This window comes from Novosphingobium ginsenosidimutans (genome assembly GCF_007954425.1).
GTDB lineage: Bacteria > Pseudomonadota > Alphaproteobacteria > Sphingomonadales > Sphingomonadaceae > Novosphingobium > Novosphingobium ginsenosidimutans.
In genome coordinates, this window is sequence record NZ_CP042345.1 from 1,152,124 (window position 1) to 1,173,030 (window position 20,907).

The following is a 20,907-nucleotide window of genomic DNA, read 5'->3' on the forward strand; positions in this document are numbered from 1 at the left end:
CCATGACCATCCGCACGATCCTGGTCGATGACGAAAAACTGGCCATCCAGGGCCTGATGCTGCGCCTGCAAGCCTTCCCCGATGTCGAGATCATCGACACCTGCTCCAACGGGCGCGAGGCGATCCGCAAGATCAAGACCGAAAAGCCCGACCTGGTGTTCCTCGACATCCAGATGCCCGGCTTTGACGGCTTCAGCGTGGTCAAGGGCGTGATGGAGATCGAGCCGCCGCTGATCGTCTTCGTCACCGCCTATCAGGAGCACGCCGTCCGCGCCTTCGAGGCCAACGCGGTGAACTATCTCATGAAGCCTGTCGATGAGGACAAACTGGCCGATACGCTGGAACGCGTCCGCCAGCGCCTCGCCGAGAAGCGCTCGGCCGAAGAGGCCGAGAAGCTCAAGTCGGTCCTCGCCGAAGTGGCGCCTGATGCAATGGAAGCCATGCCTGACGAGGGCGAGCCGGCGGCTGCCCGCTATGAGCGGCTGATCAACATCAAGGACAAGGGCCAGATCTTCCGCGTCGATGTCGATTCAATCGAGCGGATCGAGGCGGCGGGCGACTACATGGTCATCTACACCGCCGACAACAGCCTTATCCTGCGCGAGACGATGAAGGACCTCGAACGGCGGCTCGACCCGCGCGTGTTCCAGCGCGTCCACCGCTCGTGGATCGTTAACCTCAACCAGGTCCGCCAGGTGAAGCCGCACACCAATGGCGAATGCTTCCTGGTGTTGGAAAGCGGCGCAGACGTGAAGGTGAGCCGTTCCTACCGCGACGTGGTTGCGCGGTTCGTGCACTGATCAGGCCATCTGGCTAACCGCCCGATTGACCCGAGCTTGTCGAAGGGCTGCTTTTTTCTTAGCGGTGCGCGCGTGCCGCAAGTCAAAGGATGGTCCTTTGGCAGGCTCACGACGAAGGGTTTGCGGTGAAACCTGGCTTCTCCCTCCCCGGCTTCGACCTTGACGCCTTCGTCCGCGCCACGCTGGATGAGGATCTCGGCCTCGGCCTGCCCGGCGGCGGTCACGACGTGACCAGCGAAAGCGTGATCCCGGCCGATGCCCGTTTTGCCGGGGTGATGGACAGCCGCGATGCAATCACTGTCGCGGGCCTGCCGATTGCGGTCGCCTTCTTCCGCGCGCTCGATCCCGGCATGGAGATCGAGGTGCTGGTCGAAGAAGGGGCCCAGGTGCCCGCCGGCACCGACCTGATGCGCCTGTCCGGTAATGCCCGTGCCATGCTGACGGCCGAGCGCTCGGCGCTTAACACCGTGCAGCACCTTTCGGGCATCGCCACGATGACCAGGACCTATGTCGATGCCATGCAGGGGCATGCGACCTTACTCGATACCCGCAAGACCATCCCTGGGCTGCGGCACCTCGAAAAGTACGCCACCCGGATGGGTGGGGCGAAGAACCATCGCATGGGCCTCTGGGACGCGGCGATGATCAAGGACAACCATGTCCTCGTTGCCGGCGGTGTCGCGGAAGCGGTTCACCGGGCCCGGAAAGCGGGTGTGCAGGATGTGATCTGCGAGGTCGACCACCTTGACCAGATCGAACCGGCCCTGGCTGCCGGGGCCAGCCATCTGCTGCTCGACAATATGGACGTGCCGACCTTGCGCGCAGCTGTGGCGCTGATCGCCGGCCGGGTGCCGAGCGAGGCTTCGGGCGGGGTGCGGCTCGATACGATCGGCGCAATCGCGGCGACCGGCGTGACCTATGTCTCGGTCGGCCGCCTGACCCAGAGCGCCCCGGCTGCCGACATCGGGCTCGACTTTACGCCGCTATGATCCGTGCGGCGCTGGCAGCAGTGGCGCTGATGCTGCCGCTCCCGGCGGCGGCCCAGGCCTTCCAGTGCCGCCCCCCGGCGCGGCTTTCGATGCCGCCCGCGCCCGCGCAGGGACAAGCCGTGCGCATGCCGATCGCGCGTTATACCCTCGCGGCGAGCTGGTCGCCCGAGCATTGCAAGAGCCGGGGGAGCAGCGATCCGCTGCAATGCGGCGGGAAGACCGGGCGGTTTGGTTTCGTACTCCACGGTCTTTGGCCAGAAGGCGCGGCCGGGCGCTGGCCGCAATGGTGCTCCTCCACGCCGCGCCCGACGCTGGCGCAGCTGTCAGAGAACCTCTGCATGACCCCAAGCCCGCGTCTGCTTGAGCATGCCTGGGCCAAGCATGGTTCGTGCATGGCGAAGCGGCCCGAGGCCTACTTCAAGATTGCCACGATCTTGTGGCGATCGATTCGCTGGCCGGATGCCGACCGCCTGTCTCGGCAGGGTGGACTGACAGTTGGCGATCTGCGCAGCGCCTTCGTGGCGCGCAATCCCGATTGGCCGCGTGAAGCCATCGGTGTCGATACCAGCCGCACCGGGTGGCTGCGCGAACTGCGGCTCTGCTATGGGCTCGATTATCTGCCCAAGGCTTGTCCGCGTTACGCCTATGGCCTGCGCGATTCGGCGGCGCTGAAGATCTGGCGCGGGCTTTAACGCCGCGACTGGAAGAACTGGCGCAAAAGCCCGGCTGCCTCCGCCTCGCCCATGCCCGTGTAGACCTCTGGCCGGTGCAGACACTGCGCCTGTTCGAATACCCGCGCGCCGTGCTCCACTGCACCGCCCTTGGGATCACTGGCGGCATAGTAGAGCTTGCCGATCCGGGCGTGGCTGATCGCGCCGGCACACATCGGGCAGGGCTCAAGCGTCACCCACAGCTCGCAACCATCGAGACGCTCGTTGCCCAACACCTGCGCCGCGGCGCGAATCGCCAGCATTTCGGCGTGGGCGGTCGGGTCGGAAAGGCCGCGCGGCTGATTGTGGGCTGCGGCGATCACCTTCCCGTCCTTGACGATCACCGCGCCAATCGGCACTTCGCCTGCAGATTCGCCCGCCTGGGCCTCCATAAGGGCCAGTTGCATCGGTTCAGGCAGGGGCCAACGGCTCATCTAGCCGGGCTAGATGGTAATTTTCGGTGCGGCAAGGGCATCCGCCCTTGCCTTGCAACACCGGCCCGCTCCCCCGGCCCGGCCACCCGACAGGATACCATATGGGTGGCTGGGCCGGGGGAGTGGGCCGGTGTTGCCGCGCTTCTGCCGCGCAGAAGCGCCAAAAACGACGGTATGCCTTGACCTTTCAAGGGTGAATCGGTAAGCGCGCGCCTTCCCCCACACGGGTATCCATTTTTCTAAGCGAGTTTTGACATGTCCCGCATCTGCGAACTGACCGGCAAGGGTCGTCAAGTTGGCCACAACGTCAGCCACGCCAACAACAAGACCAAGCGCGTCTTCCTGCCCAACCTGCAGAACGTCACGCTGATGTCGGAAAAGCTGGACCGCAGCTTCAAGTTCCGCGTTTCGACCCACGGCCTGCGCTCGGTCGAGCACGTCGGTGGCCTCGACAACTGGCTGCTGAAGACCTCGGATACCAAGCTTTCGGCCAATGCGCTGAAGGTGAAGCGCGAACTGGTCAAGGCTCAGGCCGCCTGATTCGCAGCGGACCCATCGGGTCTGCACCGAAACAAGCCAAGGCGTCCGGTCAGCCGGGCGCCTTTTGCTTTGCTTGCGATCCGCGCGGCGGCAGATCGGACAGGCGGAACTGCAAGCGCAGCAGCAGGGTCCGCTGGGTTGCGGCGTTGTTGTTGTCGCTGATCAACCAGGCGTTGAGTGTGCCATCGGGGCCCGGTTCGATCGCCAGGCCTTCATAATTCTCTTCCAGGCCTGTGCCATCCAGGCTGGCCAACATGGTCCCGCCCCAGTCCTGCCCGCGCCGGATCGTCGCCGGATCGGCCAGGACCAGCTTGGTGCCAAAGCGCGGCGGCATCGGCCAGCGCAGTTCGCGCAGCAGGATCAGAACCCGCCCATCAGGCAATTGCGCCACATCGGTAGGCCGGTAACCGGCTGGAGCCAAATAGCGGAAATGCCACGAGCGATCGGTGCCATCCGGCGCGTGGGGCAACAGGCGCCCCTGGTGTGCCGGGCCGCCCGCTTCGGCGATGACCAGGAAACGCCCATCCCTGAGCCGGGTCATGGCCTCGGGACCGCTGTTTTCCGGCCACCCGGCCAGCTCCGGAGCGGCGAAGACTTCCGGCTTGGCCTGTCCGGGAGCAGTGCGCATGAACGTGTTGCGCCGTTCCAGGGTCAGCCAGACCGCCACCCCATCTTGATCAAGCGCGGCCGCTTCCACGTCACGCGACGATTTGACGCCGGCATATTTGGGCAACAGCCGCGCTATCCGCACGGCACCGGGCTGTCCGGGCATGGGCAAGTCAAGCCGCACGCCGAAATCGCTGAATGCGCTGAGCCGCCCTGGTCCGGAAACGACCAGCGCGGAGTACCCGCCGAAATCCCGGTTGGGACTGGACAGGTCCCAGGCGCCAGTCAGGCGGAAGGGGCCAAGGCCCGCTTGATCGCGCGTTAGGGGCAATGATACTGCGGAAACGGACTGCGTGTCGTTTGGCAAGACCGGCTCACGCAGCCAGATCACCGGGGCAAGGCCGACCAGCAGCAGGACAGTAAACAGGCGGCGCGGCATGGCGCCGGGCATGGCCTGCATGGCCCGGCGAATCAAGCGCATCGCCGCAATTGACCTGTGCCAGGACGGGCGGCATTGTCCTGCCATCCGCGAACGAGGAGACCGCGCCGATGTTCCGCCCGACCCCTACTCTTGCCGGCCTGTGCCTGCTTGTTGCCGCGCTGCCCGCCCAGGCAAAGGACAAGCCGCTCGACGGCCCGCCGCCGGCCGTGTTCCAGGCCGTGGTTGACTGCAAGGCGCTGAGCGATCCGGCGGCGCGGCTGGCCTGCTATGACAAGGCGGTCAGCGCCATGGATGCGGCCCGTACCGCCAAGGAACTGGTGGTGACCGACCGTGCCACCGTGCGCGAAGCCAAGCGGGGGCTGTTTGGCCTGTCGCTGCCCAGCATCAAGCTGTTCGGCGGCGGCGACAACGACGATGACGAGGTGAAGGAGATCGAGAGCAAGATTTCCGCCATCCGCATGGCCAGCGATGGCTTCCCGGTCTTCACGCTGGAAGACGGTGCGCGCTGGAAGCAGACCGACGGGCGCAACACCTTCCCCAAGGCGGGCCAGAAGATCCGCATCCGCAAGGCATCACTGGGCAGCTATGTCGCCAGCATCGATGGCCAACCCGGCGTACGGGTCATCAGGCAGGCCAATTGACGCTATTCAGGGTTCGTTGCGGGTCATTTGGTCGACCGGCGGGATTGATCCGCGGATCCGGTCCGCCGTGTCGCGGGCGTTTTCATTGCCATTGGCATCAAGCCGCGCCCATTCCTGGTTAGTACGGCACACCTTGGTCCGGCTGCGCTTGACGAGCGATCCGGTCTCCGCATCGCGAATGCAGCGGATGTAGTTGGGGTGATCGGGCGTCAACGTTGCGTTGTAGGCGCGGATTTCTGACGCTTTCATCAGGATCGGCCCCGTAATCACCGGTGCGGCGGCGGCAGGCGCGCTGGCCAGAACCAGGATAGTGGCAAGCAAAGACATCGTCCTTCTCCTCAGCTTGGCGCAGAGCCAGATGGCCCGACCGGTCTAATTGCTGTTTACGGCCTTGCTGCTCATTGCATCCTGAACGCGGCGCACTTCTTCGTTGCCCGCTCGGTCGGCCGCTTCCCATTGCGCGACGGTTCGGCAGCTGAAGTTGCGCGAGACCAGCGAGCCGATTGCCGCCGAACGCACACAGCGGATGTAGTTCGGATCGGTGCGCTGCAACTTGGCATTGTGGGCGCGGATCTGAGCCTGGCTCATCTTCTTGGGATCGACGGCGGCTGGCGCTTCGAGCGTGGCCGGCACGACCACCGAAGGACCCGACACACCGATCAGCAGCGGCACTAGCAAGGAACTGAGCATTGGCGTTTTGACTCCGACTCTGTCCGGGCGCGATCGTCAGGGGCCAGCCCGTTCGAAGTCCCAGAACTTGCTGGCCATCTTGTCGCCGATATCGCGCGCTTCATCATTGCCAACGCGATCAGCAATGGCCCACTGCCGGTTGGTACGGCAACTGACATTGCGTGCCACCAGTGTGCCTATGTTAGCCGATTTGACGCAGCGGATGAAGTCGGGATGCTTGCGATCAAGCTTGCTGTTATGCTCGCGGATCTGGCTGGCGCTCATTGTCTTGGGATCGGGTTCGGCCTGCAGTGCTACAGCTGCTTCGCCAACCGGGGCGGCGGCCGCACCGGACAAGAGCATGATGGCAAGGGTGGTTAGCATCCTGGGCTCCCCGGAAATGATGCGACTCCGAAAGGTCAGTTGCCGCTGGAGTGCGAATTGGTCGTCATGTCGCGGGCCAGCTGATCGGCCCCCGCCCGCTGAACCTTTTCCAGCACCGCCCAGCGTTCGTTGGTCCGGCACACGGGTTTGCGCCCGACCAGCGAACCGGTATCGGCCTCGCGCACGCACTTGATGAAATAGGGATCCTTGCGATCAAGCTGCTTGTTGTGCGCCCGGATCTCCGCAGCCGACATTTCAGCCGGGTTCGGCTCTGGCATTGCGGTGGCGCTGGCGGGGGCTGCGGTGAGCAGCAACGTGAAGAGAATCGACATCCGAAACGGTTCCTATGCTGGTTCGCCGCGTGGCGGCCTGATCGTAACAGCTTATGGGCCAAGTCCGCGCCGCTCAACCCGCGCTGGACCGCCCGGCCAAGGCGTTGGTCGAAAAGTGCAGGTGGCTAGCGCGGGCCGCCACCGGTCAGCGCGCCATCGGCCGCCGCAAAATAGTGCAGGATCGCAGCCTGTTCGCGCGGGCTGAGATGCGGGTTCCAGCTATCGAAGATCAGAACTGCACGGCGCTGGTCGCTGTTGTTCCACGCCTCGTGCTCGATCGAATCGTCAAAGGCAAAGGCCTTGCCCTCCACCCACTCGCGCGTTTCATTGCCAACCCGAAAGCCGCAGCCCGGGGGGACTTCCAGCGCCAGGTGAATGATCGCCCGGGTGTTGGTTACCCCAGTATGCGGCGGGATCTTGCTGCGGGGGCGCAGGACCGAGAAAAAGGCATTGGGTGCCCGGCCGGGAATTCGTGCCAGCGGCAGCCGCGCCAGCACCGCGGCCGTCTGCGGGCAGCGATCCAGCACTGACTGGTGCGGGTCGCCATATTCCCAGAGGAAACAGGCTGACCAGTCGAGCGAGCCGTCGAGCGGGCTCCATTCATTGTCGGGGGTGCCTTCTTCGAACCGCACATACGGCCGGATCAGGTCACCCGGGGCATCAAGCAGCGCGCGCAGTTCGGCCTGGATCTGCGGGGTGGCAGCCTCAAGCTCATCAAGCCAGGGGAAGTGCCGGCGATCGAAATACTCGTCTTCCGGCAGAAACGGATAGAACACGCCGGCGCACTGGTTGTGATAGACTCGCCGGCGACCCAGGGCGTGGTCGACAAAGGCGCGCACGCGGCGTTCCTCGGTCTCGTCGCGGCCCGGATCGGCGGCCAGCGCCGCCTCTGCCGCAGTCGCCAGTTTGGCCCGCAGCCCTTCGCAATAGGCCTGGCCGACGGCAAGTTCGGCGGCAACCTCGGGAGCCAGACCCGGCAGCTGGGCGGCAAGCTGTTCCACCCCGCTCCAGGCAACCAGCGCCTGCGCCTCTTCACCCAGTCGCTGGTGCAGCTGCGCCAGGCGCAACTGGGCAACGAAGTCGAGCCGGTCAAGCGACAGCGCCCGGTCCAACGCGGATCGTTCCCCGATTGGATCACCGGCCAGGCGGTGGGCATGGGCCAGATTGCGCCACAGCGGACCGGCCGCCGGATCAGCAGCAGTGGCGCGGGTGAAGGCGGCAATGGCTACCGGCGCATTGCCGGCGCGCAGTGCGGCCATCCCTTCCGCATTGGCAAGCTGGGCTGGTGTAGAAGCCATTGCAGCAAGGCTTAGAAGCGGCGCGGCGGGGCGGCAAGCGGCAGTTGCGATGCGCCGCCGCCGGCCCTAGACCCGTGGCATGACTGCCGCACCCGCGTTTGACCTGACCGATGCCGAATGGCTGGCGCATCGCTATGTCGAAAGCGACGATGCGGTGCGGTTCATCCATGTGCCGCGCGCGGAGCATGAACGGCAGGCGTTCCTGATCGATAGTTTGCTGGGGGTCAGGCCCACCGCCGCCGATCTGCCGGCGCAGGGCCTGCTGGCGCTACCGCGCGGCCGGGTGCATTTCCTGTTTCACTCGGCCTTTTGCGGATCGACCCTGCTCGCGCGGGCGTTGTCCGTGCCGGGCGTGGCGATGGGGCTCAGCGAGCCGGCAATCCTCAACGACGTTGTCGGCTTCCGGCGACGGGGCGCGCGTCCGGCCGCGGTGGCGCGCACGGCCGACCTCGCGCTGCGCTTGCTGGGCCGTCCCTTTGGGCCGGACGAAGCGGTGATCATCAAGCCGTCTAACATCATCAATCCGCTCGCCGAGCTCTTGCTGGCGCTGCAAGAGCAGGGGCAGGCGCTGTTCCTCTATGCCCCACTGGAAACCTTCCTCGTCTCAGTCGCCCGCAAGGGGCTGCACTGCCGCGCCTGGGTTCGGGAATTGCTTGAAGGCTATGTCCACGATCGTTTCATCGACCTTGGCTTTGCCCCGGAGGACTATTTCCGGCTGACTGACCTTCAGGTTGCAGCGGTTGGCTGGCTGGCGCAGCACCGGCACTTAACCACGCTGGCAAGCAAGCTGGGCGGGCGCCTGGCCAGTCTCGACGCAGACCTGCTCACCGCCCAGCCCGAGGCTGCAATTTCTGCCGTCGCGGCGCATTATGGGCTGACGCTCGATGCGGCGGCAGTCGCCGCTGGCCCGGCGTTCCAGCGCAATTCCAAAAGCGGCGCGGCCTATTCGCCGATAGAGCGCAGCGCCGACTACGCGGCCGCGCGCGCCGCCCATGGCGAGGAGATCGGCATGGTCGTGACCTGGGCCGAGGCGGTTGCCGCCAATGTTGGCCTTTCGCTGGCCGGCCCCAATCCGTTGCCGGTTCAGGCGTAGCCGAACTTTTCGATCCAGGGCTGCAAGATCGGCAGGACCGGTTCGAAGTGGCGTGCGAAGGGTTCCCACTGTCCACGCCCGTCATAGAGCCCGCGCCGCACCTGGCTGGCGCTGGCCGTGGCAACCCCGCGGTCCTGCGCCGTACGATCGAAGCGTCGGAGCGATTCGTCCCAGGGCAGGTCCAGGAAGGCAGACATTGCGCGGGTGGTTCCGTCGAAATCGCGAACCAACCCATGATAATCGACTTCATGAAAAGCCAGCGGCAGACGGTCGCGGGCCAGTTCGATCAGCCGCATCATCGCGTCATAGTGCCAGGCAGTGCGCTCAAGGCTCGTGAATTCGAGCGCGGCACTGGTCAAGGCAAAGCTGGTGCGGAAGCAGCTGAGCACCACGTCACGCGGATCGCGGCGCATCACCAGGATACGCGCCTGCGGAAACAGGCGCGCAATCAGTGGTAACCGTGTGGCCTTGAGCGGATCCATGTCGACAAAAGTCTGTCCGGTCGGGTCGATGCCGGCCGCACGGACATGGTCCCAATAGGCCTGGGCGGGATTTGCCAACGCTGCCGCATCAAGCCCGGCCAGCCGGGTAATCCCGCCTGGTTCGGCCAGAAAGGCCCGATCTGCCTCTACCAGTGTCGGTCGCTCCTCAAGTGCCGTCACCTGGGGCAGGGAAGCGAGCACGTTCTCGACCAGAGTGGTGCCCGAGCGCGGGTATCCGAGCAGAAACACATGGCCTGCCGCAGCCCCAGTGGGGTCGGGGGGTGGCGGCTGGGCCCAGGCTGCGCGATCGGCCGCAGCAAGTTCGGCCGTGATCCGTTCGATCAAGGCGCGATGGGTTTCGCGGCTGCCGGCCGGCGGTTCATGCAGGCGGGCGAAGTCGGACTGGGCCTTGGTGTAGACGGCATAGGCGGCATCGGGTTCGGCGCAACGGGCCAAGGCATCGCCATAGGTGGTCAGGAGCTGGATCCGTTCAGGCGATGGCGGGGCGGGTAGAGCGGCCCGTGGGGCCAGGAGGTCGCGGGCAGCGGCCGCATTGCCCTGTTCGATCTCGACCGTGGCGAGCGCTGCCGCAGCAATCGCATTGTCCGGCTCCTCGGCGAGTGCGGCCTGGGCATGATGGCGGGCGCGGTCTGCCAGGCCATCGCGCGCAGCAAGGGCTGCGAGTCCGGCATGGGCGGCCGCATTGGCCGGTTCGAGCGCCAGGACCTGTTCGTAGGAGGCCCTGGCCGCAGCCATCGATCCGCCGGCATTGAGAACGAAGGCGCGCTCGAGCCAGGCTTCGGCACAGCGTGGATCGCCGCGCAGCGCGGCATCGCAATGCAGCACGGCATCGCGCAGCCGGCCCTGCTGGCGCAGCAAGCTGGCCATGCCGACCAGCGCCAGTGGATCGACCAGCGGCTCGCGCAGCAGAGCATCGAACAGCGCAGCGGCCCGGGCATGATCGCCGGCGGCGAGCGCGGTCCAGGCCTGGGAGAGACGGCTGTCAGTCATCGCGCCTGCTTCAAGGGGCAGGCGGGCATCAAGTCAAGCCGCAGGGTGGCAAGCAAAAGAAAGGGGGCGGACATTGCTGTCCGCCCCCGATCTTGTTTCAGGTTCTGACAGGTCAGAACTTGATGCGGGCCGAGACCGCGAAACGGCGACCCAGCGCGTCGTAGGTCGACGGGTAGGTGTTGCCGCTGTTGTACGAGGTCGAACCGATCGAGCTACCGACGACCGGCGGATCCTTGTCGAACAGGTTCTGGACGGCTGCGGTGAACGTCAGGTTGTCATTGACGTTGAAGCGCAGGGTCAGGTCGAACCAGTCGTAGGCACCGATCTTGCCGAAGTTGACGGTTTCACCTTCACGGTAGCCGAAGCCAACCGGCAGCGGGCCCGTGTACGCCGGAGCAACCTGGATGATGTCATCCGGTTCCTGCTGCATGCCCGAGATGTGACGCCACAGGATCGACGCGTCCAGCTTGCCGAACGTGAAGGTGTTGCGCCACGACCACTGCCACTTCGGCTGCATCGAGCCGGTGAAGCCGCAGTTCGCGCTGTAGTAGCCGACGCATTCGCGGTCGAAGTTCAGCGGGCTGTTCACGTTGGCGTTGAAGGTCTGCGAGATCGCATAGTTCAGCACGAAGCCCGAGCTCCACTTGGCAAAGCCAAGGTCGTTCGCATAGTTCGCGATGAGGTCGATACCGCTGGTCTTCAGGCGGCCGCTGTTGCTGAGCGTCTGCGGGAGACCCAGCGTGGTGGCCGGGTCACCGTCCAGACCACCGGTCACCGGGTTACGGCGAATGGCGGTGCAGAGCGGGTCAGTGGCCGAAGCGGCAGTGACGCCGGACGGAGCCGGGCTGCCGAAGCAGGCCGCGATCACGTCGCCCGAGGTCGGAGCGCCGATTTCGTCGGTGACCTTGATGTTGCAGTAGTCAACCGAGAGCGAGAAGCCCGGCAGGAACTGCGGCTGGAACACCGCACCAACGGTCCAGGTCGTGGCCTTTTCCGGAGCGAGGGCCAGGTTGCCACCGCCGGTCGAGTTGGCCTGGGCCGCGGTCGGGTTGAGGATCGAGCCGATCGTGCCGACCGGAGCGCCCTGGGCAATACAGACCGCACGCAGGTTGGCGTTGGTGGTCGGAGCAGCGCCGGCGCAGGGGTCTGCGGCGAGGCTGGTCAGACCGGTGCTGACCGGCGAGAACAGTTCGGCAATGTTCGGGGCGCGAACGGCGCGGGCGTAGTTGCCGCGGATCTTCAGGTCGTCAACCGGTTCCCAGCTCAGACCGACCTTGTAGGTCCAGTCGTTGTTGGTGCCGCCACCGTCGATCTTCTGGCTCGAGAAGCGAGCGCCGGCTTCAAGAGTCAGGCTCTTGAAGAAGGGCTTGTCTTCGAGCAGCGGAGCGACGATTTCGCCGTAGCCTTCGTAGACCTTGTAGGCACCGAAGATGTCCGGAGCCGCGCCGCCGGCGCCGCCCAGTTCACCCGGGGTCTTCGACAGGATGTCCGAAGCCTGACGAGCAGTGTAGTTGCGGTATTCGGCACCAAGCGCGAAACCGATCGGCTCGCTGGCACCCGGCGACGAGAAGCCGAGGTCACCCGAAACAACCGCGCGGACCTGGGCCAGCGAGGTCTTCACCTGGGTGGTGCTGTCATCCGACAGGAAGTCAGCCGCCGCGGCCGAGATCGAACCAGCCGGACCGAACGGGTTCACCGGGACGCAGCCACCGGTGTTGGTGATGCAGGTCGTGGTGTTGTTGGCCAACAGAGCCTGCCGCCAGCGCGACTGCAGGGTGTAGTTCTTGATCGCCTGGACCTTGTCCGATTCGCCGTACGAAGCCGAAAGGTCCCAGTCGATCGACGAGGTGATCGCACCGCGGGCGCCGACGCGATAGTCGAACACGGTCGAGGTGTAGTTGCTGATGCGCGGACCGACTTCAACCGCGCGACGCGACAGGTTGAAGGTGACGGTGCGGTAGTTCGGGTCGCTCGGGCCGGTCGCGGTAGCAGCGGCGGCGCAGACGGCCGGACTGTACAGCGGCACGTAGGCGCCGCCCGTTGCCGTGTTGAATGCGCAGAACTGGCTGCGCAGGGTCGCCGGCATGTAGGGGTTATTGAGGTTCATCGTCACCGAACCGCCGAACGAACCCGAAGGCGCGATGATGGTGTCGATGGTGTTCTTAGAGAACAGCCCGCGGGTGTAGACTTCCACCGCGTCGCTGACTTCATAGTTCGCCTGAGCGAAGATGTTGTAGCGCTTAAACGGCGTCTGGAAGATGTTGTACGGGTTGAAGTTGAAGAATGCGTAGCTCGAGCGAGCAAGGCCGGTGGCCGGATCGACCTGGCGGGTGCCGCCGTTGGCAACGGTGCCGTCGGTGTTCGGCGTGGTGGTGCCAGCGATCAGGCCGCGGGTGCCGGTGATGCGCGAGGGAACCGTGGTGCCCGAACCGCCCAGCGTGCCGGTGTACGAATCGATCCCGAAGACCGAGAAGTCACGGCCGCCCTGATAGACCGGGTCCGATTCCTGGTAGCCGACGCTGAGCACGGCGTTGCCGCGGCCGTCATCGAAGTTCGCACCGATGGTGAGGTCAGCGCGCAGGTAGTTTCCGTCACCCTGCTGGGTGATCTGTTCGCCGAGCGACAGGTCGATGCCGGCGAAGTCCTTCTTGGTGACGAAGTTGACGACGCCGGTGATGGCGTCCGCACCATAGGTGGTCACGGCCGCACCGGTCAGCGCGTCAACACGGCTGACGAGGGCGAGCGGGATGTTGTTGAGGTCGACGCGGCCCTGAAGGTCGGCCGGGACAATGCGGTTGCCGTCGAGCAGCACGATGTTGCGGTTCGAGCCGAGACCACGAAGGTCGACATACGAAGAACCGCCGTTACCGTTGTTCACGGCCGTACCGATGTTCGGGACGATGCCGGGCACTTCACGCAGGACTTCTTCCGCGGTGTTCGACTGCTTGAGTTCGATCGCGTCCGAAGTGGTGACGTTGACCGGGTTGGCCTGTTCGAGGTTAGGGTTGCGGATCAGCGAGCCGGTAACGACGATCGTCTGATCGGCGGCATCATCTTCCGCGTCCTGCGCAAAGACGGCAGTCGAGGAAAGCATGGCGACGGCAGAGCCGGCCAGAGCCAGCGACTGCAGGCAGGTCGCGCCCGAAAGCGATTTCTTGGTGGTTTTCACAGGTCAGTCCCTCTGTAGATCCCGTGGATTTCCCCACGAGGATTCCTGATCATCCGATCCCCGGGCAGGGCACAGCCCCCGCCAAGATTGCGGATAGATGAACGGCTCATGGCGAAAAGGGGCGGGGCGGGCAAAGCATTTCGGCCGGATAACCGCAATCATTGCAGCTATGTTGCAAGGCTGCCACAGGCCAACACCGAAAGCGTAATATAATTACAACAGCAGCAAAATCAGCGTAATTCTGAAACGCGGAACGGTTGTCATGGCTTCGGCATTGCTGGCATCGGCGGCACGAAGAGTTCCGCATCAAGCCGGGACTCACGCCATTTCAGGCTCCAGTGTAGGTGCGGCCCGGTCGCCCGTCCGGTCATGCCGATCCGGCCAATGAACTGCCCCTGCCGCACCACATCGCCAGTCGCCACCGCATGGGCCGAACAGTGCAGGAAGGCACTGTTGAGCCCCATGCCGTGATCGATCATCAGCAACCGGCCCTCAAGCGTGAACGGACTGTCCGCCGCCAGCATCACCACGCCGTCGGCCGGAGCAACAAACGGGGTCCCGCTGGTACCGGTCGCGATATCGGTGCCTGAGTGATAGCTACCAGGAGTGCCGTTGTAGATCCGCTGCGAACCGAAGAGGCCGGACAGGCGACCGATCACCGGCCAGATCATCTTTTGCCGCCAGCCTTCGCTTAGCCGCTCGACGCTGCGCGCGGCATTGATCTGGGCCAGCTCGGCAGCACGGCGGCGGGCGAATTCCTCGCTCGGCGGCGAGCCGGGGCGCGGGCCAAGCGGAATGTGCTCGATCTTCCAGGCTCGGCTGGCAATCGGAATGGCATAGTCGTCCAGCGTGCCGTCTGCGCTTTCTGCCATCAACCGCGCGATCGGACCGGCATCGCGATCAAAGGCGATCAGGAAGCGGCCATCGGGGGCTATCCGCACCGCCTTGCCATTAAGCGCTAGATGCGCCGTGCCGCGCGGCACCGTCCCGCGGGCCCAGCCGCCCTGCACAAGCTGCCCGGTCAAGGCAAAGGGTTCCGCCGGCTGATCGGCTAGCGCGCGCCAACCCCCTGCCATGCCCAGTCCGGCTAGACCGGCCCCGCCCAGGATCAGCCCGCGGCGGTCCACGTCGGGGCTGACTCAGCCCCGGCCCAGCAGGTGGCGGGTTGCGATTTCGGGCGAAGCATAGGCCTCTTGGCGCTCCACGCTCCAGTATCGCAAGGCTTCAAGGGCAATGGCTTCACCACTCGCGGCGCAGACCACGTGTTTGCCGGGCGTCAGCACGCGGAAACCGTTGGCCTGATAGAACAAGGTGGCGGGGCGATCGGAAGAAGACATCAGCATGAGCGCAATCCTAGCCGGTTGAGGCGGCTAGAGCAATTTGCCCTGTTCGGGCGGTGTTGCCTTGGGCGCGGACCTGGCACGGCTGGGCGCGGGCGGGGTATCGCCGGGCACCACTTTCAGCTCCCCATCTCGGAAGTGCAGCAACAGGCTGGCCTCGTTTGCGGCGGCGGCGAGACTCGTCAGCGTTGCGCCACCCGCGCCAGTTACCCGGACATAGCCGCGTTGCAGCACGGCATCGGGATTCAGCGAGGCATGGAGCCGGGCGAGGCCGGCAAGCCGCTCCTGCGCGCGGTCGAGCCGGGCCGATAGCAACGGCAGCGACAGGCGGCCGCCAACCCGCTCGTAATTGCCGCGCGCCAGGTGCGTGCGATCGACCAGCCCGCGGCGCAGCCGTTCGGCCGCCTGGTCAAGCCGCTGGGCGTGCGGGCTGAACAGCGCCTGCGGCCTGGGCAGGCGCTCGGCCCGGGCCTGCAGCCGCTCCCGCCCTAGTTGCAACGGACGGTTGACCGCACGGCGCTTGCGCAAGGCCAGCTCCGCCAGTTGCTGGGCCAGGTCCTCGCGTACCGGTACGGCAATCTCCGCAGCCGCGGTCGGGGTAGGTGCCCGCAGGTCCGAGGCGAAATCGATCAGAGTCGTATCCGTCTCGTGCCCCACAGCGGAAATGATCGGGATCGGGCAATCCGCCACGGCCCGGACCACCACTTCCTCGTTGAAGCACCACAGATCCTCGATCGAGCCGCCGCCGCGCGCAACGATGACCAGGTCCGGCCGGGGAGTGGGACCGTCTGATGGCAAGGCTCCGAAACCGCGCACCGCCGCCGCCACCTGCTCGGCTGCGCCCTGGCCCTGGACGAGTACCGGCCAGACCAGCACGTGGACCGGGAATCGATCAGCCAGGCGGTGGAGGATGTCGCGGATCACTGCCCCGGTTGGCGAGGTGACCACGCCGATTACGCGCGGCAGGAAGGGCAGGCGACGCTTGCGGGCGGGATCGAACAGCCCCTCGGCCTCAAGCCGCGCCTTGGTCTTCGCCAGCAGCGCCAGCAGGGCGCCTTCACCGGCAATTTCCATCCGGTCGATCACCACCTGATAGTTCGAACGGCCCGGATAGGTGGTCAGCTTGCCGGTGACGATTACCTCGACCCCGTCCTCGGGCTGAAAACCCAGCCGCTGGGCGTTCCCGCGCCACATCACCCCGTCGATCCGGGCATTCTCGTCCTTCAAGGACAGGTAGAGGTGGCCCGAGGCAGCGCGCTTGACCCCCGAAAGCTCGCCTCGGATGCGGACAAAGCCGAAGCGGTCCTCGACCACGCGTTTCAGCGCAGCAGATATTTCGCTGACCGAGAGGGCAGCGGCGTTGTCGCCGGCAGCGTCCTTCGCTACCAGCCCGGCGTCTTCATCGTATTCTTCAAAAGGACCGGGCATGAACATCCTGCTGTTGGGATCGGGCGGACGCGAACATGCGCTGGCGTGGAAGCTGGCACAATCCCCGTCGCTCACAAAGCTGTTCGCCGCGCCCGGCAATCCCGGGATTGCGCAAAACGCCGAATTGGTTGCCCTTGATGCGACAGACCACGCCGCCGTCATCGCCTTCTGCAACGCGCAGTCGATCGGGCTCGTGGTGGTGGGCCCTGAAGCTCCGCTGGTCGACGGCCTGACCGACAGCCTGCGCGCCGAGGGGATTGCCGTGTTCGGGCCAAGCAAGGCCGCCGCCCAGTTGGAAGGCTCCAAGGCTTTCACCAAGGAGCTTTGCGCGCGCCACAATATCCCGACCGCCGGGTTCGAGCGCGTCCGCAACGAAAGCGAAGGTCTTGCCGCCCTTGGCAAGTTCGGCGCGCCGGTGGTGGTCAAGGCCGATGGCCTCGCCGCCGGCAAGGGCGTGACTGTCGCCCTGACCATGGCCGAGGCCGAAGAAGCCGTGCGCGAGATCTTCTCGGGCAAGTTCGGCGATGCCGGGGCCGAAGCCGTGATCGAGGAATTTCTCGAAGGCGAAGAGGCCAGCTTCTTTGCCCTGACTGACGGGCAGACCGTGGTGCCGCTGGGTTCGGCCCAGGACCACAAGCGCGTGGGTGATGGCGATGTGGGTCCGAACACCGGCGGCATGGGCGCGTACAGCCCCGCTCCGGTGCTGACCCCGCTGTTGACGGGCGAGGCGCTCGAGCGAATTGTGGTGCCAACTGTTCGGGCCATGGCAAGCGAGGGCATGCCTTATTCCGGGGTGCTCTATGCCGGGCTGATGCTGACCAAGAGCGGCGTGCAGCTGATTGAATACAATGCCCGCTTCGGCGATCCTGAATGTCAGGTGCTGATGCTGCGGCTAGAGGACGATCTGGTCGAACTTTTGCTCGCTTGCGCGCAGGGCCGCCTGGCGACGATCGCTCCGCCGCGGCTCTCGCCCGAAACCGCGCTGACCGTCGTGATGGCGGCGGAAGGCTATCCGGGCACGCCGAAGAAGGGCGGCGCAATTGCCGGCGTCGATGCCGCCGAAGCAAGCGGAGCGAAGGTGTTCCACGCCGGCACAGCGATGGCCGAAGGCCAGCTCGTAGCCGCTGGTGGCCGCGTCCTCAATGTCACCGCGCGGGGGGCAACGGTAACCGCCGCGCAGCAGCGTGCCTATGCTGCCATCGACCTGATCAAGGCGCCGGACCTGTTCTGCCGCCGCGATATCGGCTGGCGCGAGGTGGCGCGCGAAGCGGAAGCCTAGCCCAGCCGCGCCTTGACCAGCGCGGTCAGGTCGGCCTCGGGCCGGGCGCCGAAGTGCGAAATGATTTCGCCCGCGCAGATCGCGCCAAGCGTCAGGCATTCGTTGACCGGGCGATCGTTGACGTGGCCATAGAGAAAACCGGCGGCAAACAGGTCACCCGCACCAGTGGTGTCGACCACCCGCACGACCGGTTCAGCCGGCACAGCACTGCGCACGCCGTTCTTGACCGCCACCGCACCCTTTTCGCTGCAGGTCACCACCAGCACGGGAACCTTGTCCTGCAAGGCGGCAAGACCGGCTTCGAAATCATCCTCGCCGGTCAGTGCGGCAAGTTCGACGTGGTTGGCGAAAAGGATGTCGATCTGCCCTTCGGCGATCAGCGCGCGGAAATCGTCGCCGTGGCGGTCGATCACGAAGGCGTCGGACAGGGTGAAGGCGACCTGACGGCCGGCATCGCGGGCGGCAGCGATCGCGCGGCGCATGGCAGCGCGCGGCTCTTCCGGATCCCACAGGTAGCCCTCGAGATAGAGCACCTTCGCAGCGGCAATTGCGTCCTCGTCCAGCGCTGCGGGCGGGAGGAACTGCGAAGCGCCGAGGAAGGTGTTCATCGTCCGCTGGCCATCGGGCGTCACGAAAATCAGGCAGCGCGCTGTCGGTGGATCGCCGGCCCGGACCGGTGTGGCATAGTCAATTCCGCCGGCCCGGATATCGTGCGCGAATACCTCGCCCAGCTGGTCGTCGGCCACCTGGCCGATAAAGGCGCACTTCGCGCCGAGCGCGGCGAGGCCGGCAAGGGTGTTGGCTGCAGAACCACCCGAAATCTCGCGCGCCGGACCCATCGCGTCGTAAAGTTCGCGGGCGCGGGCCGTGTCGATCAGGGTCATCCCGCCGCGCGTCAGACCAAGCCGTTCGATCAGTTCATCGGCACAGGGTGCCATGACATCGACGATGGCGTTGCCGATAGCGATGACATCGATGGTGGGTGCAGACACAGGGAATCCTTTTGCGCGGGGCCAGTTACGGGCAGCTTACAACCGGCGCGCCTAGCCATCATCCTGCCGCAGGGCAAGGTGGCGTGCGTTGACACTGGGCCAGACTGCGGCAATGCCGCCGCCATGTTGAGCGCCTTCACCCTTGCCTTCAGACAATTGGGCGATCCTGCGGTGCTGCGCGTGCTGGGCAAGAGTCTGGTCCTGACGCTGCTGATCGTGGCTGTGGCCGGAACCGGTCTGTGGTGGCTGGCCGAGCGCGGGCTGGCCCTGGCCGGGCTGGAGCAGGGCAGCGGCGTCGTCGCACTAGCAGGAATGCTCGTCGCGGGTTGGCTGCTGTGGCGGATCGTTGCGCTGGCCGTGTTGCAGTTCTTCGCCGACGAAGTGGTCGAGGCGGTCGAGGCGAGGTATTACCCTGCGGCACTGGCTTCGGCGCGCACGCTTGGTTTCAGCGAGGAGCTGGGCCAGGGTCTGCGCAGCGCAGTCCGCACGCTGGGCTGGAACCTCGCCGCTTTACCCGTCGCGCTGTTGCTGCTGGTTACGGGGGTTGGTGCTCCGTTGGTGTTGTTCGCGGTCAATGCCACGCTGTTGGGGCGCGAGCTGCAGGACATGGTGTGGCTGCGTCACCGCCATGATCCGCAAGCGCCCCCACCGCTGACCGGCTTAGCCCGCGCGGTGCTCGGAGGAACCATAGCTGGCCTTCTGACCATGCCTTTCCTTAACCTGCTCGCCCCGCTGCTGGGGGCGGCCGCCGCCACTCACCTGGTGCACCGTGCGAGAGCGCCCCATGTTGCCTAAATCCCTGCTCCTGCTCGCCCTGATCCCGGCGCTGGCCGCTTGCGCCAGCTCTTCGGCGCCGCGCTCAGCAAGCGTGCCGGTCAAACCGACGACGACGCGTCCGGCCACCCGTCCGGCGATGACGCCGGTGCGCCCGCCGGTGCGCACCCCGCCACCCACGGCCAGGATCCAAAGCCTTCCGGGGCTTGAAGGGGTGATCGGCTCTAGCGCGGCCGAGTTGGTTCGCCAGTTCGGCCAGCCGCGCCTCGACGTGGCCGAGGGCGATGCCCGCAAGCTGCAATATGTCGGAACCGCCTGCGTGCTCGACATCTTCCTCTATCCCGCCCAGCCCGGCCGCGAACCGCAAACCACCTATGTCGAGGCGCGCCGCGCCAGCGACGGTCAAGAGGTAGATCGCGCCGCTTGCGTTGCGGCGCTGCGGAGCCGCTGAAAACAGGGGTAACGGCACCTTAACCCTGATCTGCGATAGTCCGCCCGCGAACAGATAGCGGGGCTACCGATCAATGACGATGCAGTTCAGCGATATTGCCGCAAGGGCTGCGGCCGACGGCAAGATCGCGCCCGAAGAAATCCAGGTCCTGCGCGAGCTGGGCTGGGCCGACGGACGGATGGACCCGGACGAGGCAGAAGCACTGTTCGTCGCCAATGATGCGCTGGTCGAACCGAGCCGGGACTGGTGCGATTTCTTCGTCGAAGCGCTGTCGAACTTCATCGTCCATACGGTTGAGCCCCAGGGCCATGTCGACCAGGAAATGGCCGACGAGCTGACCTTCCGGATTGACCGGGATGGCCGCGTTGGCAGCCTCGCTGAGCTGGAACTGCTGGTCCGCGTGCTGGAAAAATCAGGTTCCGTGCCGGCCTCGCTGCGCGCCTATGCCCTGCGGCAGATCGAGGCTGCGATCGAACAAGGTGGTGGCCCAACCCGCCACGGCGAACTTGCCGGCAGCGGCATCAACGCCACCGAAGTGGCCCTGCTGCGGCGCATGCTATTTGCCCCCGGCAGCGAAGGCGCCGCCTCGGTCTGTCAGGCTGAAGCCGAACTGCTGTTCCGCCTCAAGGACGCGGCACTCTACGAAGCCAATGCCGCCGAATGGCAACAGCTGTTCGTCCAGGGCGTGGCCAATTACCTGCTTGGCTTTGCCGGGCCGGAGCCGCTCGACAGCGTCCGCGCCGCGGAACTGGAAGCCTTCATGAATGCCGAAGGCGCCGGAATCGGCGGGTTCCTCACGCGGATGATGGCAAGCGATGTCGAGGATGCTTTCGGCAGCCTGCTCGGCGGCGCAGATGCGGAGCACTTCGACTGGGAAGCAGAAGCCGAGGCTGGTGCTGAACTGACCACGGCTGAAACCGGCTGGCTGCGCGATCGGCTCGATGCCGATGAAGAGCTCGACGATTACGAGAAGGCGCTGATCGCGTTCATCGACGCCGAAACGGGCGAGACGTTTGTGCCTCGGCCTTGATTTGTCCGCCTGA

The 20,907-nt window shown here is 65.7% G+C and carries 23 protein-coding genes; 10 read left to right on the forward strand and 13 right to left on the reverse strand.

What is annotated here, in order from left to right; all coding sequences use genetic code 11:
- The first annotated feature begins 2 nt into the window (after positions 1–2).
- The 3 genes from FRF71_RS05785 to FRF71_RS05795 all read left to right on the forward strand — a co-directional run bounded on the left by FRF71_RS05785 (position 3) and on the right by FRF71_RS05795 (position 2,481).
- Positions 3–800, forward strand: a complete 798-nt coding sequence (locus tag FRF71_RS05785; RefSeq protein WP_147089663.1) for a LytR/AlgR family response regulator transcription factor — start codon at positions 3–5, stop codon at positions 798–800.
- An 89-nt stretch (positions 801–889) separates the two neighbouring features.
- A complete protein-coding gene (gene nadC, locus FRF71_RS05790; RefSeq protein ID WP_147089664.1) occupies positions 890–1,789 on the forward strand; it encodes a carboxylating nicotinate-nucleotide diphosphorylase in 900 nt (299 codons plus the stop codon).
- Positions 1,786–2,481 carry a ribonuclease T2 family protein gene (locus FRF71_RS05795; protein ID WP_192900035.1) on the forward strand — a complete coding sequence of 232 codons (696 nt, stop codon included), beginning with the start codon at positions 1,786–1,788 and terminating at the stop codon, positions 2,479–2,481. Before nadC ends, FRF71_RS05795 begins: the two co-directional genes overlap by 4 nt.
- Here the strand turns inward: FRF71_RS05795 and FRF71_RS05800 are convergent.
- Positions 2,478–2,933 carry a nucleoside deaminase gene (locus FRF71_RS05800; RefSeq protein ID WP_147089665.1) on the reverse strand — a complete coding sequence of 152 codons (456 nt, stop codon included), beginning with the start codon at positions 2,931–2,933 and terminating at the stop codon, positions 2,478–2,480. The genes FRF71_RS05795 and FRF71_RS05800 overlap by 4 nt on opposite strands.
- A 255-nt stretch (positions 2,934–3,188) precedes the next feature.
- Here FRF71_RS05800 and rpmB point away from each other — a divergent pair, with 255 nt between their 5' ends.
- Positions 3,189–3,473, forward strand: coding sequence for a 50S ribosomal protein L28 (gene rpmB / locus FRF71_RS05805; protein ID WP_147089666.1), 285 nt, complete (start codon positions 3,189–3,191; stop codon positions 3,471–3,473).
- A gap of 49 nt (positions 3,474–3,522) precedes the next feature.
- On the opposite strand, the gene FRF71_RS05810 is transcribed toward rpmB, so the two are convergent.
- Positions 3,523–4,560, reverse strand: coding sequence for an esterase-like activity of phytase family protein (locus FRF71_RS05810; RefSeq protein WP_161597895.1), 1,038 nt, complete (start codon positions 4,558–4,560; stop codon positions 3,523–3,525).
- A gap of 68 nt (positions 4,561–4,628) precedes the next feature.
- Between FRF71_RS05810 and FRF71_RS05815 the strand changes: the two genes are divergently transcribed.
- On the forward strand, positions 4,629–5,162 hold the full coding sequence (locus FRF71_RS05815) for a hypothetical protein (protein WP_147089668.1): 534 nt from the start codon (positions 4,629–4,631) through the stop codon (positions 5,160–5,162).
- 6 nt (positions 5,163–5,168) lie between these two features.
- Here FRF71_RS05815 and FRF71_RS05820 read toward each other — a convergent pair whose 3' ends face one another.
- The 5 genes from FRF71_RS05820 to FRF71_RS05840 form a co-directional block, all read right to left on the reverse strand.
- Positions 5,169–5,489 (reverse strand): hypothetical protein, encoded by a 321-nt coding sequence (locus FRF71_RS05820; RefSeq protein ID WP_147089669.1) that lies wholly within the window; start codon positions 5,487–5,489, stop codon positions 5,169–5,171.
- Between the two features lie 45 nt (positions 5,490–5,534).
- Complete coding sequence (locus FRF71_RS05825) at positions 5,535–5,852, reverse strand: hypothetical protein (RefSeq protein ID WP_147089670.1); 318 nt, start codon at positions 5,850–5,852, stop codon at positions 5,535–5,537.
- A 36-nt stretch (positions 5,853–5,888) separates the two neighbouring features.
- Positions 5,889–6,215, reverse strand: coding sequence for a hypothetical protein (locus FRF71_RS05830; protein WP_147089671.1), 327 nt, complete (start codon positions 6,213–6,215; stop codon positions 5,889–5,891).
- Between the two features lie 35 nt (positions 6,216–6,250).
- Positions 6,251–6,547 (reverse strand): hypothetical protein, encoded by a 297-nt coding sequence (locus tag FRF71_RS05835; RefSeq protein ID WP_147089672.1) that lies wholly within the window; start codon positions 6,545–6,547, stop codon positions 6,251–6,253.
- Between the two features lie 125 nt (positions 6,548–6,672).
- Positions 6,673–7,845 (reverse strand): aspartyl/asparaginyl beta-hydroxylase domain-containing protein, encoded by a 1,173-nt coding sequence (locus FRF71_RS05840; protein ID WP_147089673.1) that lies wholly within the window; start codon positions 7,843–7,845, stop codon positions 6,673–6,675.
- Positions 7,846–7,924: 79 nt separating this feature from the next.
- On the opposite strand from FRF71_RS05840, the gene FRF71_RS05845 reads away from it, so the two are divergent.
- Entirely contained in the window at positions 7,925–8,938 is a 1,014-nt protein-coding gene (locus FRF71_RS05845) for a hypothetical protein (protein ID WP_192900036.1), read from the forward strand.
- Here the strand turns inward: FRF71_RS05845 and FRF71_RS05850 are convergent.
- The 5 genes from FRF71_RS05850 to xseA form a co-directional block, all read right to left on the reverse strand.
- A complete protein-coding gene (locus tag FRF71_RS05850) occupies positions 8,929–10,431 on the reverse strand; it encodes a tetratricopeptide repeat-containing sulfotransferase family protein (protein WP_147089674.1) in 1,503 nt (500 codons plus the stop codon). The genes FRF71_RS05845 and FRF71_RS05850 overlap by 10 nt on opposite strands.
- Positions 10,432–10,543: 112 nt before the next feature.
- Positions 10,544–13,525, reverse strand: coding sequence for a TonB-dependent receptor domain-containing protein (locus FRF71_RS05855; RefSeq protein ID WP_147091546.1), 2,982 nt, complete (start codon positions 13,523–13,525; stop codon positions 10,544–10,546).
- A gap of 335 nt (positions 13,526–13,860) precedes the next feature.
- Entirely contained in the window at positions 13,861–14,676 is an 816-nt protein-coding gene (locus FRF71_RS05860; protein ID WP_147091547.1) for a M23 family metallopeptidase, read from the reverse strand.
- A gap of 63 nt (positions 14,677–14,739) precedes the next feature.
- Positions 14,740–14,943 (reverse strand): DUF2093 domain-containing protein, encoded by a 204-nt coding sequence (locus FRF71_RS05865; protein ID WP_147089675.1) that lies wholly within the window; start codon positions 14,941–14,943, stop codon positions 14,740–14,742.
- A gap of 27 nt (positions 14,944–14,970) precedes the next feature.
- A complete protein-coding gene (gene xseA, locus FRF71_RS05870) occupies positions 14,971–16,368 on the reverse strand; it encodes an exodeoxyribonuclease VII large subunit (RefSeq protein ID WP_147089676.1) in 1,398 nt (465 codons plus the stop codon).
- On the opposite strand from xseA, the gene purD reads away from it, so the two are divergent.
- Positions 16,367–17,647: a phosphoribosylamine--glycine ligase gene (gene purD / locus FRF71_RS05875; RefSeq protein ID WP_147089677.1), complete on the forward strand. Its 1,281-nt coding sequence runs from the start codon at positions 16,367–16,369 to the stop codon at positions 17,645–17,647. The two genes, xseA and purD, sit on opposite strands and share 2 nt — an antisense overlap.
- Here the strand turns inward: purD and FRF71_RS05880 are convergent.
- A complete protein-coding gene (locus FRF71_RS05880; RefSeq protein WP_238339464.1) occupies positions 17,644–18,639 on the reverse strand; it encodes an adenosine kinase in 996 nt (331 codons plus the stop codon). The two genes, purD and FRF71_RS05880, sit on opposite strands and share 4 nt — an antisense overlap.
- Positions 18,640–18,762: 123 nt before the next feature.
- Here FRF71_RS05880 and FRF71_RS05885 point away from each other — a divergent pair, with 123 nt between their 5' ends.
- The 3 genes from FRF71_RS05885 (at position 18,763) to FRF71_RS05895 (ending at position 20,894) form a co-directional block, all read left to right on the forward strand.
- A complete protein-coding gene (locus FRF71_RS05885) occupies positions 18,763–19,434 on the forward strand; it encodes an EI24 domain-containing protein (protein ID WP_147089678.1) in 672 nt (223 codons plus the stop codon).
- Positions 19,424–19,864 (forward strand): hypothetical protein, encoded by a 441-nt coding sequence (locus FRF71_RS05890; RefSeq protein WP_147089679.1) that lies wholly within the window; start codon positions 19,424–19,426, stop codon positions 19,862–19,864. The genes FRF71_RS05885 and FRF71_RS05890 overlap by 11 nt, the downstream gene beginning before the upstream one ends.
- A 73-nt stretch (positions 19,865–19,937) precedes the next feature.
- Positions 19,938–20,894 (forward strand): hypothetical protein, encoded by a 957-nt coding sequence (locus FRF71_RS05895; RefSeq protein ID WP_147089680.1) that lies wholly within the window; start codon positions 19,938–19,940, stop codon positions 20,892–20,894.
- Positions 20,895–20,907 lie beyond the last annotated feature (13 nt).

Excerpts from the sequence above, each read along its gene's own strand:
- FRF71_RS05785 (WP_147089663.1), top strand. The coding sequence starts at position 3 with ATGACCATCCGCACGATCCTGGTCGATGACGAAAAACTGGCCATCCAG.
- nadC (WP_147089664.1), top strand. The coding sequence starts at position 890 with ATGGTCCTTTGGCAGGCTCACGACGAAGGGTTTGCGGTGAAACCTGGC.
- FRF71_RS05795 (WP_192900035.1), top strand. The coding sequence starts at position 1,786 with ATGATCCGTGCGGCGCTGGCAGCAGTGGCGCTGATGCTGCCGCTCCCG.
- FRF71_RS05800 (WP_147089665.1), bottom strand. The coding sequence starts at position 2,933 with ATGAGCCGTTGGCCCCTGCCTGAACCGATGCAACTGGCCCTTATGGAG.
- rpmB (WP_147089666.1), top strand. The coding sequence starts at position 3,189 with ATGTCCCGCATCTGCGAACTGACCGGCAAGGGTCGTCAAGTTGGCCAC.
- FRF71_RS05810 (WP_161597895.1), bottom strand. The coding sequence starts at position 4,560 with ATGCGCTTGATTCGCCGGGCCATGCAGGCCATGCCCGGCGCCATGCCG.
- FRF71_RS05815 (WP_147089668.1), top strand. The coding sequence starts at position 4,629 with ATGTTCCGCCCGACCCCTACTCTTGCCGGCCTGTGCCTGCTTGTTGCC.
- FRF71_RS05820 (WP_147089669.1), bottom strand. The coding sequence starts at position 5,489 with ATGTCTTTGCTTGCCACTATCCTGGTTCTGGCCAGCGCGCCTGCCGCC.
- FRF71_RS05825 (WP_147089670.1), bottom strand. The coding sequence starts at position 5,852 with ATGCTCAGTTCCTTGCTAGTGCCGCTGCTGATCGGTGTGTCGGGTCCT.
- FRF71_RS05830 (WP_147089671.1), bottom strand. The coding sequence starts at position 6,215 with ATGCTAACCACCCTTGCCATCATGCTCTTGTCCGGTGCGGCCGCCGCC.
- FRF71_RS05835 (WP_147089672.1), bottom strand. The coding sequence starts at position 6,547 with ATGTCGATTCTCTTCACGTTGCTGCTCACCGCAGCCCCCGCCAGCGCC.
- FRF71_RS05840 (WP_147089673.1), bottom strand. The coding sequence starts at position 7,845 with ATGGCTTCTACACCAGCCCAGCTTGCCAATGCGGAAGGGATGGCCGCA.
- FRF71_RS05845 (WP_192900036.1), top strand. The coding sequence starts at position 7,925 with ATGACTGCCGCACCCGCGTTTGACCTGACCGATGCCGAATGGCTGGCG.
- FRF71_RS05850 (WP_147089674.1), bottom strand. The coding sequence starts at position 10,431 with ATGACTGACAGCCGTCTCTCCCAGGCCTGGACCGCGCTCGCCGCCGGC.
- FRF71_RS05855 (WP_147091546.1), bottom strand. The coding sequence starts at position 13,525 with ATGCTTTCCTCGACTGCCGTCTTTGCGCAGGACGCGGAAGATGATGCC.
- FRF71_RS05860 (WP_147091547.1), bottom strand. The coding sequence starts at position 14,676 with ATGGCAGGGGGTTGGCGCGCGCTAGCCGATCAGCCGGCGGAACCCTTT.
- FRF71_RS05865 (WP_147089675.1), bottom strand. The coding sequence starts at position 14,943 with ATGCTGATGTCTTCTTCCGATCGCCCCGCCACCTTGTTCTATCAGGCC.
- purD (WP_147089677.1), top strand. The coding sequence starts at position 16,367 with ATGAACATCCTGCTGTTGGGATCGGGCGGACGCGAACATGCGCTGGCG.
- xseA (WP_147089676.1), bottom strand. The coding sequence starts at position 16,368 with ATGCCCGGTCCTTTTGAAGAATACGATGAAGACGCCGGGCTGGTAGCG.
- FRF71_RS05885 (WP_147089678.1), top strand. The coding sequence starts at position 18,763 with ATGTTGAGCGCCTTCACCCTTGCCTTCAGACAATTGGGCGATCCTGCG.
- FRF71_RS05890 (WP_147089679.1), top strand. The coding sequence starts at position 19,424 with ATGTTGCCTAAATCCCTGCTCCTGCTCGCCCTGATCCCGGCGCTGGCC.
- FRF71_RS05895 (WP_147089680.1), top strand. The coding sequence starts at position 19,938 with ATGACGATGCAGTTCAGCGATATTGCCGCAAGGGCTGCGGCCGACGGC.